The 12,887-nt window shown below is 68.1% G+C and carries 17 protein-coding genes; 5 read left to right on the plus strand and 12 right to left on the minus strand.

Annotated elements, in window-relative coordinates; translation table 11 throughout:
* Positions 1–51: 51 nt before the first annotated feature.
* The 7 genes from ALI144C_RS24820 to ALI144C_RS24850 form a co-directional block, all read right to left on the minus strand.
* On the minus strand, positions 52–501 hold the full coding sequence (locus ALI144C_RS24820) for a hypothetical protein (RefSeq protein ID WP_076989519.1): 450 nt from the start codon (positions 499–501) through the stop codon (positions 52–54).
* Positions 502–666: 165 nt separating this feature from the next.
* Positions 667–1,776: a family 2 encapsulin nanocompartment cargo protein terpene cyclase gene (locus ALI144C_RS24825; protein ID WP_076989520.1), complete on the minus strand. Its 1,110-nt coding sequence runs from the start codon at positions 1,774–1,776 to the stop codon at positions 667–669.
* 16 nt (positions 1,777–1,792) lie between these two features.
* On the minus strand, positions 1,793–2,641 hold the full coding sequence (locus tag ALI144C_RS24830) for a geranyl diphosphate 2-C-methyltransferase (protein WP_076989521.1): 849 nt from the start codon (positions 2,639–2,641) through the stop codon (positions 1,793–1,795).
* A gap of 199 nt (positions 2,642–2,840) precedes the next feature.
* Positions 2,841–3,359 carry an SRPBCC family protein gene (locus ALI144C_RS24835; RefSeq protein WP_076989522.1) on the minus strand — a complete coding sequence of 173 codons (519 nt, stop codon included), beginning with the start codon at positions 3,357–3,359 and terminating at the stop codon, positions 2,841–2,843.
* Between the two features lie 20 nt (positions 3,360–3,379).
* Entirely contained in the window at positions 3,380–3,880 is a 501-nt protein-coding gene (locus ALI144C_RS24840) for a winged helix-turn-helix transcriptional regulator (RefSeq protein ID WP_076989523.1), read from the minus strand.
* On the minus strand, positions 3,877–4,920 hold the full coding sequence (locus ALI144C_RS24845) for an LLM class flavin-dependent oxidoreductase (RefSeq protein WP_076989524.1): 1,044 nt from the start codon (positions 4,918–4,920) through the stop codon (positions 3,877–3,879). The genes ALI144C_RS24840 and ALI144C_RS24845 overlap by 4 nt, the downstream gene beginning before the upstream one ends.
* Before the next feature lie 101 nt (positions 4,921–5,021).
* Positions 5,022–5,894 (minus strand): alpha/beta fold hydrolase, encoded by an 873-nt coding sequence (locus tag ALI144C_RS24850; RefSeq protein WP_143230838.1) that lies wholly within the window; start codon positions 5,892–5,894, stop codon positions 5,022–5,024.
* 153 nt (positions 5,895–6,047) lie between these two features.
* Between ALI144C_RS24850 and ALI144C_RS24855 the strand changes: the two genes are divergently transcribed.
* The gene (locus tag ALI144C_RS24855; protein ID WP_076989525.1) at positions 6,048–6,320 is read left to right on the plus strand and encodes a GlsB/YeaQ/YmgE family stress response membrane protein; all 273 of its coding nucleotides are present in this window, start codon (positions 6,048–6,050) and stop codon (positions 6,318–6,320) included.
* Positions 6,321–6,377: 57 nt separating this feature from the next.
* Here ALI144C_RS24855 and ALI144C_RS24860 read toward each other — a convergent pair whose 3' ends face one another.
* The gene (locus tag ALI144C_RS24860; RefSeq protein ID WP_143230839.1) at positions 6,378–6,854 is read right to left on the minus strand and encodes a SecDF P1 head subdomain-containing protein; all 477 of its coding nucleotides are present in this window, start codon (positions 6,852–6,854) and stop codon (positions 6,378–6,380) included.
* A gap of 207 nt (positions 6,855–7,061) precedes the next feature.
* Between ALI144C_RS24860 and tatA the strand changes: the two genes are divergently transcribed.
* From tatA to ALI144C_RS24870, 3 genes are all read left to right on the plus strand, one after another.
* Positions 7,062–7,349, plus strand: coding sequence for a Sec-independent protein translocase subunit TatA (tatA, locus tag ALI144C_RS24865; protein WP_076989527.1), 288 nt, complete (start codon positions 7,062–7,064; stop codon positions 7,347–7,349).
* A 74-nt stretch (positions 7,350–7,423) separates the two neighbouring features.
* Entirely contained in the window at positions 7,424–7,552 is a 129-nt protein-coding gene (locus ALI144C_RS58490) for a hypothetical protein (protein WP_269086699.1), read from the plus strand.
* Positions 7,553–8,002 carry a GNAT family N-acetyltransferase gene (locus ALI144C_RS24870; protein WP_083753348.1) on the plus strand — a complete coding sequence of 150 codons (450 nt, stop codon included), beginning with the start codon at positions 7,553–7,555 and terminating at the stop codon, positions 8,000–8,002.
* 3 nt (positions 8,003–8,005) lie between these two features.
* Here the strand turns inward: ALI144C_RS24870 and ALI144C_RS24875 are convergent, their stop codons facing one another.
* A complete protein-coding gene (locus ALI144C_RS24875) occupies positions 8,006–8,578 on the minus strand; it encodes a CGNR zinc finger domain-containing protein (RefSeq protein ID WP_168211338.1) in 573 nt (190 codons plus the stop codon).
* A gap of 107 nt (positions 8,579–8,685) precedes the next feature.
* Here ALI144C_RS24875 and ALI144C_RS24880 point away from each other — a divergent pair, with 107 nt between their 5' ends.
* On the plus strand, positions 8,686–10,023 hold the full coding sequence (locus ALI144C_RS24880) for a cytochrome P450 (RefSeq protein WP_330359606.1): 1,338 nt from the start codon (positions 8,686–8,688) through the stop codon (positions 10,021–10,023).
* 91 nt (positions 10,024–10,114) lie between these two features.
* Here ALI144C_RS24880 and ALI144C_RS24885 read toward each other — a convergent pair whose 3' ends face one another.
* The 3 genes from ALI144C_RS24885 to ALI144C_RS24895 all read right to left on the minus strand — a co-directional run bounded on the left by ALI144C_RS24885 (position 10,115) and on the right by ALI144C_RS24895 (position 12,879).
* On the minus strand, positions 10,115–10,456 hold the full coding sequence (locus ALI144C_RS24885; RefSeq protein WP_076989529.1) for a hypothetical protein: 342 nt from the start codon (positions 10,454–10,456) through the stop codon (positions 10,115–10,117).
* A 25-nt stretch (positions 10,457–10,481) separates the two neighbouring features.
* Positions 10,482–11,351: an aminoglycoside phosphotransferase family protein gene (locus tag ALI144C_RS24890; protein ID WP_083753351.1), complete on the minus strand. Its 870-nt coding sequence runs from the start codon at positions 11,349–11,351 to the stop codon at positions 10,482–10,484.
* A 118-nt stretch (positions 11,352–11,469) separates the two neighbouring features.
* Positions 11,470–12,879 carry an amidohydrolase family protein gene (locus tag ALI144C_RS24895; RefSeq protein WP_076989531.1) on the minus strand — a complete coding sequence of 470 codons (1,410 nt, stop codon included), beginning with the start codon at positions 12,877–12,879 and terminating at the stop codon, positions 11,470–11,472.
* Between the last annotated feature and the right edge of the window lie 8 nt (positions 12,880–12,887).

The raw sequence follows: 12,887 nt of genomic DNA on the forward strand, positions 1-12,887 counted from the left end.
ACGCCAGCCCCCAGCCTCCGTGAGAGTACGTACGCGACTACGTATCCGTGGTCAGAGAAGCAGCACAGGCGTCGAAACGGGGCCGTTGCCGGAAAACGAGATCTTCGCCGGACCTCGCCGCACGAAGTCGTAGGTGAACCGCCCGGAGGCGTTCGCGGACACCTCAAGCACACCCGCGGCCGTACACAATCTGACACGGCAGGCCCCAGCAGGAACAACCCAGCCGTCCACGCGAACAGTGACAGCACCGCTCTCGGTGACCGCGATCAGAACAGTCCGCCCCGGGCCGTCGAAGACACGCACCCTCGACCGGTCGTCCGCGTGCCGCGCCACCAGCCGGAGAATCTCGTCACCGGGATTGGTGTGGTCCAATGCGAAGCCGACTGTGTCGGCGAGGTCGTCGGGCACCGGGTCGATCTCGTCACAGAGCACCCGGAGCCGGTCGAGTACTGCCTGCGTCTCCGGATCAGCCGTGACTCGGGTGGCATCGGCCGCGTCCACAAAGATCACCGCCTACGTAAGCGGTCGAGTAGTTCGCTCGCATGGCCCCTGTATCGGTCAGGAACACGACCGCGTTCCGGGTACGGACCGAGTTTCAGCGACATGAACACGGCCGTGGCGCCACAGCGCGTCTTTGTCGCTGTGGCGCCACGTCGTGTTACGTGCCTATCCAGTGCTTGCGACTGGTTCTTCCTCCTGTGGTTCTTGTTGTGCCGAGGACTTGTACCGGGGATTGGTCGCGTGCCACTCGTAGCCGCCGCCCATCCAGGAGCGGAGGCCACGCAGGAAGCGTTGCAGTTCCAGTGAGGGGATCGACTGCATGGCCCGGTGTGCTGTTTCGAAGTCACGCACGATCGAGTTGTGCAACTCGACCACGACCTCCGTGGCTTCCTGGATCGAGCAGTCCCGGTCCGCCGCTATCTGCAGGACCATGTTGCACACCGGTTTCTCGTCCGCCGCGTCCTTCTCCACCGAGTGCAGGTCGTTGACGAGCACTGTCGCTGTTCCCGCGCGGAACGCCGCTTCGCGGACACGGGGGTCGTAGTAGATCGACGCGGGCACCTCGTATCCGCCCACGACGTCCACCAACGTCATCGACGTGTAGAAGCTGTCGTGTTGACGTGTCGCCAGATACTTCCACGCCGGGGGGTACTCGCCGGTGTGCCGCCAGGCGGCGTACGCGTTCCAGCTGACGAACATGGCGAACGTCGAGTAGTTGACGCGCTGGACCTGTGCCGCTGTCCCGAGTTGCGCGACGTGGTCCATTCCCGAACGCAGCGAGACCAGCACCGGATCGGACCGCAGTTCCGCGTCCAGGGGGACGGAGAACTCCCCCGCGGGCGGCACCGGGTCCATCGCCGCCATCGCCACCGCCAGCCGTGGGGGCAACGCTGTCGGCGACGCGCCCATTTCGCTGTCGTCGGCGTACAGGTCGTCCGCCGCCCACCACGCCGCGTTCAGCTGCGCCGCGATCAGCAGGCGATCCGGGTCGTCGGAGTCCGGGTGCGCCAGCATCGCCAGCTTGCCGAACCACGCCTTCCCGAGCAGTTCCAGCTGCTCGCCTTCGAACCCGCACTCCGCCGCCCAGATCACCAGCCTCCGGTTCACCTCGTCGGCCAGCGGCTCGTCGACTCGCTCGACTATCGGCACGTACAGCGGTGGAGCGCTGCCATCACCCCATTCTCGTTCCACATAGGCTGGGTCGGAGGAGAGCTGGGACATCACGCGCGCGGCGGATGTCCCCAGCCCCGACGGTCCGAACAGGATGTCCGTCATCTGGCCTTCCCCGTCGTCAGATTCGGTCGGCCGCGATCAGCAGGTAGTGGAAGCTGCCCTCCTTGTAGGCGGTCAGGAACGGGTCCTCGATGCCGGTCGCGACGGATGACTGCGCCCGCAGTTCCCAGTACGGGATGGTCGCAGGCGTCAGGTCCACCACGTTGATCGGGACGAACCCGTTGGCGCCCAGCGCCTTGAAGTACTCGCTGCGGGGGTGGATGTTGCAGATGTAGTGCTGGTCGATCTGGCTGACGGCGCGCGAGCGCCCGCCGGTGACGTCGTTGTAGCAGCCGGTGATGCACACGTACCGGCCACCGGGCTGGATCAGCCGCGCGAACTCACCGTACAACTGGTGCAGGTCCACGTACATCGTTGTCTCGTTCGTCCAGATTCCGCGCATCGAACCGGTGTCGAACCCGGTGTCCAGCATGTTGCGGAAGTGGAACCGCACCTTGTCGTCGACTTTGCGTTGCCGCGCCTGGTCATTGGCGAACGCGACCTGCTGTTCGGAGATGCTCACGCCGTCCACGCTGCACCCGAACCGGTGGTTGGCCATGATGCTCGTGCCACCGCGGCCGGAGCCCGCGTCCATCAGCCGGTCGGTCGGCGCGATGTCACCCAGGTGGTCGAGCAGGACGTTCGCCTGCGCCGTCTCCAGCCTGTGCATCTCCTCGATGACCGCCTGGTCGCCCGCGGTGAGCACCGACTTGTCGTAGTCGCCCAGCCCGTAGTGGTGGTGGTACAGCCCGTCTACGTCACCCAGTTTGATGTTGACCGGATCCTTCTCGGCGTTCCAGTACGCGGCGATGGAACGCTGGTATTCGCTGCGCAGTACGGGTCCGGTGGCGGGCTGGACAGTGGTCATCCGGTGACTCCTTCAAGGCTCGGTTCGCGCCGTCGCCCACCGAGCCTTGCAGCCGCACCCGGCCGCTGCGATCCGCCAGCCGGGGGCCCCGCCCGCACTAACGGGTGGTTCACAATGGACCATGAGTAGTGCACTGTCCACAAGTGATCTTCGATCCTGACGTTTCGCCTTCGCCGAACATTCCACTTTTCGTGGCCACTCAGGCGCCGGACGATTCCTCCGCGATGCCCTTGATGTGCGCGAGCGTCGCGGTCATGTTGCGCTCGAGTTCGCGTAGCCGGACGAACACGATCTTCTGTTCCTTGTCCGGCATACGATCGATCGCGGACGACAACCCGGAGCGGCCGGGCCCGACCCGCACCCACTGGGCCAGTTCGGTGCCGCCGTCCTTTCCCCGCAGGTGAAACCGCCAGGTCGCGGACGGCTCGGCGACGTCGCCGACGGCCCAGCCGAAGGTCCGGCCCCGCTCGCAGTCGACCACCTCGGACGTGGTCGACCACTCACCGAACGACTCGTGCCTGCTGTGCCCGACGAACCTGTGGCCGAGCGCGGGCCCGGTGACGCCGTCCAGCCATGCCACCCACTGCAGCTCGGTGCTCATGTCGGCCATCCGTTCGACGTCGGCCACGATCGCCCACACCCGATCGGGTGCCGCGTCGATCCACGTCCGCACCTCGACCGTGGGCTTGTCCGCGTACCGCGCGCCCGTCCACTCCATCGCCGTTTCACCCTCTCGTGTCACGCCTGCGCGAAACGCCGCCGGACCTCCGGCAGCGCCTTGAGCCGTTCGGGGTACCCGGGACCGAAGCCCATCGTCACGTCATCCGATGACAGGCTTCCGCCGCACGCCGAGCACACCACGTCGGCGTGCGCGTCCTGTCCGCATCCCCTGTGCCGCATCGTCACCGGTGGACCATCCACACTGGACAGCCAGCGGTCACCCCACCGGGTCATGGCGGCCAGCACACCGAAGAAGTCCCTGCCCTTCTCGGTGAGCACGTAGTCGTACCGGACCGGCTTGTCCTGGTACGGCTGCTTGTCCAGCAGCCCCTCGGCGACGAGCCTGGTCAGCCGGTCGGTAAGGGTGTTGCGGGCGATGCCGAGCCCGTGCTGGAAGTCGTCGAAGCGGCGGATGCCGTAGAACGCCTCACGCAGCACCAGCGGCGTCCACCAGTCCCCCAACAGGTCCATGGTCCGCGCGATGGAACACGGCCACCGGTTCAGCGAACTGCGTTTCACGGGATCTCCTTGACCATCTCGATCGCCCTGGCCAGCGTGTCAAGCCGTTCGCCGGGCGTCTGCCCGGCCGGGTACAGCCGCACGGTGTCCACACCCGCGGCGCGCCACACACGCAGCCGGTCGCGCACCATCTGTTCCGTGCCGATCAACGTCGTGCCCAGGACCATCTCGTCCGTGACCAACTCGGCGGCACCGTCCCGGTCACCGGCCTGCCAGCGTTGCTTGACCTCGGCGGCCACGTCGGCCCAGCCTTGCCTGCTGTACGCCTGGTTGTAGAAGTTCGTCGTCGCGGAGCCCATCCCGCCGAGGCTGAACGCGAGTTCCTTCCTGCGGCCCGCGACCATCGCGCGCAACGCTTCCTCGTCGGGTGCGAAGGCGACTTCCGCGCCCTGGCAGATGTCCAGGTCCGCGCGAGTGCGCCCGCTGTCGGCGATGCCGTCGTCGATGTGCTTGAAGTACGCGTCGGCCGCGCCTTCCGGCACGAAGCTGGTGCCGAGCCAGCCGTCGGCGATCCGTCCGGTCAGCCGCAGCATCGCGGGCGACAACGCGGCCAGGTAGACGGGGATGTCGTAGGCCGGGCGCGTGGACAACCGCATCGGTTTGCCGCCCCCGCCGGGCAGCGGGATCCGGAACGCCTCGCCGGCGTACGCGATCTTGTCGCCGCCGAACACCTGCCGGATGATCTCCACCGTCTCCCGCATCCGGGTCAGCGGTTTGGCGAACGGCACACCGTGCAGGCCTTCCACCACCTGCGGCCCCGACGCGCCGAGCCCGAGCAGGAACCGCCCGTCGGACAGGTTCGACAGCGTGATCGCCGTCTGCGCCATGACGACCGGGGTGCGTGTGCCCAGTTGGAAGATGCCGGACCCGAGCACCAGCCGCTCGGTGCGGGCCGCGAGGTACCCGAGCGCCGACGGGGCGTCCGATCCCCACGCCTCGGCCACGAAGCACACGTCCAGCCCCAGCTTCTCGGCCTCGACGACGAAGCCGGTCTGCGCGTGCCAGTCGCCGGAGACCTCGACGGTAGTCGCAGTGCGCATCGCCCAGACCGCCCCTTCACGTCGTCTACCAGGATAGTTGCGTAGATAGACTCACTACGTCAAGGGATGACCCGGCGGTTGCCGGGCCAGCAGGACCTCGTTCAGTTGCCGTCGAGCACCTCACGCAGCCGAGCCGCGAACGCCTCGGGCTGCCCGGCGTAACCGAACTCGCCGCCCATGAAACCGCCGTGGTGGCTCGGGAACACGGTGGCTTCCTGCCCGAGTAGTTCGGCCGTCGACCTGGCGGTGCGCCCGGTGAATGTGTCGCCCGTCTCCTCGCCGACCGCGATCACCACGCGGGTCGGCGCGGCCCGCAACGCCGCGGCGTCGACGACGTACTCCGTGACCGCGAGGGACCGCTCGGACAGCAGCGGGTCGTCCCGCTTGCCGTCGTCCTCCACCGGCATGCCGAACGCGGCCGGGTCCGCCGGGGGCTGGGCGAAGTACTCGTCGGTGAACTGGCCCTGCCACATGGTCATGGCCAGGAAGGCGGCCATTCCGGCGCCTTGGCCCTTGGCCTGGTACGCGGCCATGAAGGCGTCACGGGCGCGCATGGTGGCCTCGGCGTCCGGCAACACCGTGATGATCGGGGGCTCATGGGCGACAAGCGTGGTCACGTCGTCCGGGTACGCCGTCACGAGAGCGAGCGCGGTCACCGCTCCCCCGCTGCTGGCGAACACCTCCACCGGTCCGGCACCCAACGCCTCGATCAACGCGTGCAGGTCCTGCGCCTGCACGGCGGGCACGGCAGTTGTCACGCCGTCCCGGCGGGTACTGCTTCGGCCGAGGCCGCGCGGGTCGTAGGTGACCACCGTGCGATCAGGGAAATACGACGCCAGCGTCGTGAAGCCGTTGGCCTCCATCGGCTGACCGATCATGAACAACAGCGGGCGCCCATCCGCGGCGGGCACCGGGCCGTGCAGGTCGTAGGCGAGGTCGACCTCGGGCGTTTCGAGTACGTGTGTAGTCACCATGGCTGTAGAGACGTCTCTCGTGTCGGGAACTCATCGCTCAATCGGGTGTAGAGCATCGCACGTGATCATCGCCGCACATGCCCACGGCGCGCAGCGGGTACCCCGAGGTCAGCGAGGCCCTAGTGGTGGGCCTCCCGCAGCGAGGAGCTAGTCATGACCGTCGGCGGCCTTATCAGCGCCCTCATCGTGGGCCTCATCATCGGCGCGCTGGGACGCCTGGTCGTCCCCGGCAAACAGTCCATCCCGATCTGGCTGACGATCGTGATCGGTATCGTCGCCGCCCTGATCGGCACCTTCATCGCCAACGCGCTGGGTGTCGGCGACACCGCCGGCATCGACTGGATCGAGGTCATCATCCAGGTCGTGCTCGCGGCGGGTGGTGTGATGATCGCGGCGGGCGCGTACGGCCGACGACAAGTTCGCTGACGCGTCACGCGCACCGGGGTGGCCAGGGATCCTAGTCGCCCCGGTGCACGCGCGTTCCTACCGCTCGCCGCCGATCGAGTCCAGCAGGTCCTTGGCTTGCTGTTGGGTGAAGCGGTGCTGGATCTGGATCTTCCCGCCGGGGATCGGACCGTTGATCTGCGCGGCGAACACGACCAGGTTGTCGACGATCAAGGCCATCCGCTTGGCGACGTTGGCCTGCGTCAACTCGCTGAGCTTCCCGGTGAGGTCGTCGGGGAGTTCGAGGTGCACGAGCCACCCGGACGCCCCTTGCTTGTCGTACTCGATGTACGCCCGCTTGAAGCGCTCGAGCCGCAGTTCGACCGGCCCCAACGCGTACTCCTCACCCGCGTTGTCGCGCAGCTTGATGTCCGGGGGCGTCGTTTCGACCACCAGACGCACTTCGACCGGTTTGCTCAGCTCGGCCTTGTTCGACCCGACCGGCGTCCCCTCGGTCGTCGAGCACCCCGCGGTCAACGCCAGCACCACCGCCACCAGACCCCAGATTCCCCGCATGAGGCGGAATTTTAGTGGTCGCGGCGGTCGCGCGAGTACCGGCCGATCGGCCGTGCCAGGGCAACCGGCCACAGCGGACAGACAGCACAACTCGGAGTCGTTGCGGCAGAGCTGTTTTCGGGCAAAGCGGCCAGGCGAACCCGATTCGCCGCCGCGGCGCCCCGGGGTACCGTGGATCAAGGTACCGGCCCAGGTCAGGAGGTCACTGTGGGCAACCTTGGAGCCACGGAGCTGCTCATCATCGCCGTTGTGGTCGTGTTGCTGTTCGGCACCAAGAAGATGCCGGACATGGCTCGGTCCCTCGGCCGGTCGATGCGCATCCTCAAGGCCGAGACCTCCGCCGAACGCCGCTCAGCGGAGCCCGTCACCCCGGTGGTGGAGCAGGCCGCTGTGCCGCCCGAGACGCTGGCGCGGCTGCAGGCCCAGATCGACGACCTGCAGCGTCAGCTCAATGCCCGCCAGGCCCGGCCGGAGGTTTCCGAGCAGCCGCGCTGACAGCACGCTGCGGCGGCAACACTCCCGTAGTAACCTTTAAACCAATGTATAGAGGTTACTAAGGAGGTGTCGGCATGCGGACGTCCCTCACCGTCAGAGAACTGACCAAGGCGACCTGGAGCGATTTCGAAGTCGTCATGGGGGCCAACGGAGGCGCTCGCGGGTGCTGGTGCATGCACTGGCGACTGTCCATCGACGAATGAATGCAAGGCAAAGGCGACGGGAACAAGAAGTCGATGAAACACCTGTCCGAGCGCGAGAAGCCGCCCGGTGTCATCGTCTACGACGGGGACGAACCCGTGGCGTGGTGCTCGCTGGGGCGACGTGGCGAGTTCCGCAGGCTCGAACGTTCCTCGCTGCTCAAGCGCATCGACGACGAGCCGGTCTGCGCGATCACGTGCCTTTATGTCCACAAAGGACGCCGTGGTTCCGGTCTGCTGCCGGGGATTCTGGACGCCGTGTGCGACTACGCGGCGTCAGCCGGGTACCCGGTCGCCGAGGGTTACCCGGTCGAACCGAGTGCGGGCAAGCGCGCGGGCGCCGACACGGCGATGACGGGGATCGCCAGCGCGTTCCTCGATGCCGGGTTCACCGAAGTCGCCCGGCCGCGCAAGGACCGGCCGATCATGCGACGCGAGCTCGGCGCCGCCTGACACTCAACCGGCCACGCGATGGCGGCTGGCCTTCTCCCGGTTACCACAGGTGCTCATGCTGCACCAGCGACGGCGTCCGCCTCGTGACGAGTCCAGGAACAGCCATCCGCATCGGCCGCACGCCCTGAGCCGGTCCCGGGGAAGCGTGAACAGCGCCTGCACCGCCATCAGAGCCAGGGCCGAGGGAATCGCGCCTGGCAAGGCCCAGTCCGCGGTGCCGTCCACGTGCACGTGTCCGGTTCGCACGCCTGCCCCGGCTCGTTCCAGGAGCGCACCGAGAGGTTCGGGCGGCGGCGCCGCACCGCACGCGACTGCGTCGAGCACGGCCCATGCCTGCTCCCGAACAGTTTGGACGTCTTGTACGAGGCCGTTCGTCGGCACCACGGGTATCTCGTCGAACAGCCCCGACGACACACACCAGGTCAGGACGTCCGAGGAGGTTTTCAACAGTTCACCCTCGTCGACGGGCTGCGCTCTGCTGAAGACGGTGTTGGTGAGGTCGAGTACCAGGTGGCCACCGACGAAGTGCCCCTCCTGCCACGGCGGGCGCACCGCCGACACCCTCCGGGTAACCACATAAACGATGTTACCCGGATTGATGAACCGCGAAGTTTGGTACGGGCCCGCACGCAGGTCTGCCGGTAAGGTCGTGGTACACGCCAGTACCATCGAGAGGACGCGTCGTGACAACGGTGAAGCGAGCCTCCTACGGCCTCGCGGCACGTGCCAAGCCGGTCGTGCGCTGGGGAATCGGCCACGCACTGCCCCGGACCGCGCTGCGTGTGGCCGCCCGGCGCGGAGATCTCCAGGCGCGGCTGGTCGTCGAGTCCGTACAGAGGCCGACCGCCGAACTGCACGACCTGTTCGACGAGATCCGCGCAGGCGGGCCGGTGCACAAGGCTGGCTACGCCTACATCACGGCCAGCCATTCGGCCGTCAGGGAGTTGCTCACCAGCAACGACTTCCGCAGTGGGATGAGCGCGCCGGAAGACCGGCTGCTGACGCGCGTGTTCCAATGGTCGGCGTCCAGCCATCTGCATCCGGTGGCGCCGCCGTCCCTGCTGGTGACCGAGCCGCCTGATCACACGCGATACCGCAAGCTCGTCACGCGCGTGTTCACGGTTCGCGCGGTCGAGAACCTGCGTGAACGCACCGAGCAGATCGCCCACGAACTGCTCGACAAGATCGACGCCGCGCGACCGGTCGACCTCGTCGAGACGTACTGCAGCCTGCTGCCGGTGACGGTGATCGCGGAGATCCTCGGTGTGCCACCGGAGGAGCGGCGGCGTGTGCTGGAGTTGGGCACCGCCGCGGCACCCAGCCTCGACATGGGGCTGTCGTGGCGCCAGTTCCGCACGGTGGACGCGGCGCTCGCGTCGTTCGACAGCTGGCTTGGCCGTCACCTCGACCACCTGCGGGACAATCCCGGCGACGACCTGCTGAGCCAACTGGTGACCGCCCGCGAGGACGGCGCAGGTCTCACCCGGTCCGAGCTCAAGGCCACCGCCGGGCTCGTGCTCGCGGCGGGGTTCGAGACCACCGTGAACCTGCTGGGCAACGGAATCGCCCTGCTGCACGACAATCCCCGGCAGCTCGACGCGCTCCGGCAGGACCCCGCGCTGTGGCCCAACGCCGTCGACGAGGCCCTCCGCGTCGACCCGCCCGTCCTGTTGACCGCGCGGACCTGTTTGCGTGACACCACGCTGGCCGGGGTGCGGGTGCCGAAGGAGGCGATGGTCGTCGGGATCCTGGCCGGAGCCAACCGTGATCCCGGCCTGTTCGACGACCCGGCCCGGTTCGACGTGACGCGCCCGAACGCCCGTGAACACGTGTCGTTCTCCGCGGGGCGGCACTACTGTCTCGGCGCCGCCCTCGCCCGGATGGAAGGCGAGGTGGGCCTGCGGGCCGTCTTCGACCGCTATCCGGATCTCCGGCTCAAACCGGGCGCGACCCGGCGTACGACGAGGATCCTGCGGGGCTACGAGCGCCTGCCCGCCGTTGTGAAACCGGGAAGCCCTTGAGGCACCTAGGGTTCACGCCTGGTCAGGCCGAGCAGGTCCACGAACGCGGCGCTCTGCTCCTGAGCGATCCCGCCCGGCGCCCTGCTTCCGGCTACGGCGCGTTGGACATTCCCTTGTGGACTCCTTCGCCGCCTGTGTCGCCTGCGCCGTCTTCGGCGCGGCGGGGCGGGAGTACGGCGAACCAGCGGACGGCCTCGGCCGAGGACCGCAGCCGCACCACCGACACGCCGGGCAGGTTCGGCGGACCCAGCCGCAGCGGGAACTCCGCCCGGTGCCTGCGGTTCGACGTCACCGCCCATTTCACCAGGGAGTTGCTGCCCAGCAGGGCGGCCCACGTCTCGCGGTTGCCACCCCACAGTTCCGTGCGACGCACGATCCGCCGCAGGACCCGCGCGAGGACCACCGGCAACGGGATGTCGAGCCACACGATCACGTCGGACTGCTGACGGCGATCCGGTTCAGCCCGCGAGGGCCTGGGTGATCTGGCGGGTGGTCTGCGCGGCCACGCGGGGGTTGACGGCGGCGTAGCAGACATAGGCGTTCAAACCGGTGGCCAGTGCCCAGCCGCGACCACGAGTCCAGGTGGCGTCGTCCACGTCGAGCGCGGCGCGGAAGGTGGCTCGCGTCTCGGCCGACATGAGGGTGAAGGCGATGATCAGGTCGCAGGCCGGGTCGCCCACACCCAGCTCACCGAAGTCGATGACAGCGCTGAGGCGGCCGTTGGCCGTCAACAGGTTGCCGGTGTGGAAATCGCCGTGGAACCAGGCCGGTGGACGGCCCCACTCGGGGGCGGCGAGGGCTGTGTCCCACAGCTCGGCCATCGCCGCGGTGTCGAACGCGTCGCCGACTTCCGTGATGGCGGATCGGGTCGCCGTGTCCCGTGCGGCCAGCGGCAGGCCGGTGAGATCCTCGGCCGGTTCGGCGTCGAACCGGCGCAGGGCGGTCAGGAACTCGGCCAACGCACCGGCGGCCTCGTGCGAGCCGGACAGGGCTTCGACGGTCGCCGCCTCGCCGTCCAGCCAGCGCGACACCGCCCATGGCCACGGATAGCCGAAGTCCGGTGCACCGACCTCCACCAGCGTGGGGATGGCAAGAGGCAGGTGCGGGGCGAGCCGGGGCAGCCACTCGGCTTCCTTCCTCGCCTGCTTGATCGCACCGGCATGACGAGGCAGCCGAACGGACAGCTCCTCGCCCAGCCGGTAGATCACGTGATCCGAGCCTGCCGGGGCGTGGGGACGCAGCGGCAACTCGGCCCACCGCGGGAACTGCGTATCGACCAGCCGCCTCGCCAGCGCGGCATCGATTGTCGGGGTCGTCTCGACGGTCACGGAGAGCTCCTGCAGGTCGCAGCGGTCCCGAGGGGCATGCCGCCCACGGCCGTCGGCAGCGTGTCACGACCTCACCAGTGTGCTCAACCGGTTATCCGACTCGCTTGTGAACGCGGGGTCAGAGCCGCCCGTCCTTTGTGGCCGACACCAGCACGAGATCCCGATGTGCGGGATTGGCCGCGACGCGGTCCGCGATGGCCTGCGCCGCGTCGCGCGCGTCGTCCAGGACCGAGCGCTCGTCCATCGTGAGCACCTCGCCGTCGCGCATCAGCACGCGCCCGGCGACCATCACCATCCGCACCTCGGTTCCCCGCGCCGAGTAGACCAGGTTCGGGATGATGTTGCGCACCGGTTCTCCGAGAACGGGACCCAGACTCGCGCCGCTCAGGTCCACCGTGATGAGGTCGGCCTGCTTCCCGACTTCCAGCGAGCCGATCTGGTCGCCGAGGCCGATCGCGCGGGCACCGTCGATGGTGGCCATGCGCATGACCTCCCACGCGGGCATGACCGTCGGGTCGGCTTTGAGGATCTTGTTGAAGTACGCGGTGAGCCGCATCTCGTTGAACATCGTGCACGCGCCGTTGTCGGACCCGAGTGCCACCAAGCCGCCCGCTCGCCGGAAGGCGATCGACGGCGGGACGACGCCGTCGACGAGGCCGATGGCACTGGAGCACAGCATCATGCTGACGCCGTTGCGCGCCATGTACTCCGCTTCCTGCTCGGTCGCCACGGTGAGGTGGACGGCCATCAACTGGTCGTCCAGGTAGCCGAGCTCGTCGAGGTACGCCACGGTGCGCTGGCCGTAGCGTTGGAGCATCTGGGCTGTCTCCCGATCACCCTGGGCGACGTGCATGTTGATCATCAGTCCATGGCGGTCGGCCACTCGCTTCGTCTCGACGAGGTGCTCCCGCAGCACGAGGTCCGGCGCGACCGGCCCGAGCACGACCGTGATCCGCCCCTCCTCGGAGCCGTTCCACGTGTTCGCGAACGCCGCAGCTTCCGCGAGTCGTGCGTGGCCCGCGGCCTGGTCGAGCGCGTACAGCCCAGTCAGCTGCTCATCCGCGGTCAACGCGTTGAACTGGGCGACGAGTCGACCGCGCACTCCGGACGCGACGTACGCCTCGGCGCACTCCGCGGCCGGGTCCACGAAATCGACGAAGGTCGTCGTCCCGGCTTTGAGCCCTTCGAGGACGCAGGCCATGCTGCGGACGACCACGTCCTTGTCCGTGATCTGCTTGTAGAACGGCCAATAGGCCTTCTCCAACCAGCCGCGCACGTCCTGCGCGACGCCGCGGATCACCGCAAGCGCGGTATGCACGTGTGCGTCGATGAGCCCTGGTAGCAGGGCATGGCCGGTGGCGTCCACTGTTTCTTCGGCGGTGAACCGGTGCGTCAGTTCACCGGTCGTGTCCACCGCCACTATGCGCTGTCCTTTGACCGCGACCGCCCCGTCTTTCACATATCCCACGCCGTCGCCGCGCATTGTGAACATGTGAGCATGGGTGATGAGCGTGTCCACGTGCTCCATGCGTATGT

The organism is Actinosynnema sp. ALI-1.44, assembly GCF_001984155.1.
Taxonomy (GTDB): Bacteria; Actinomycetota; Actinomycetes; order Mycobacteriales; family Pseudonocardiaceae; genus Kibdelosporangium.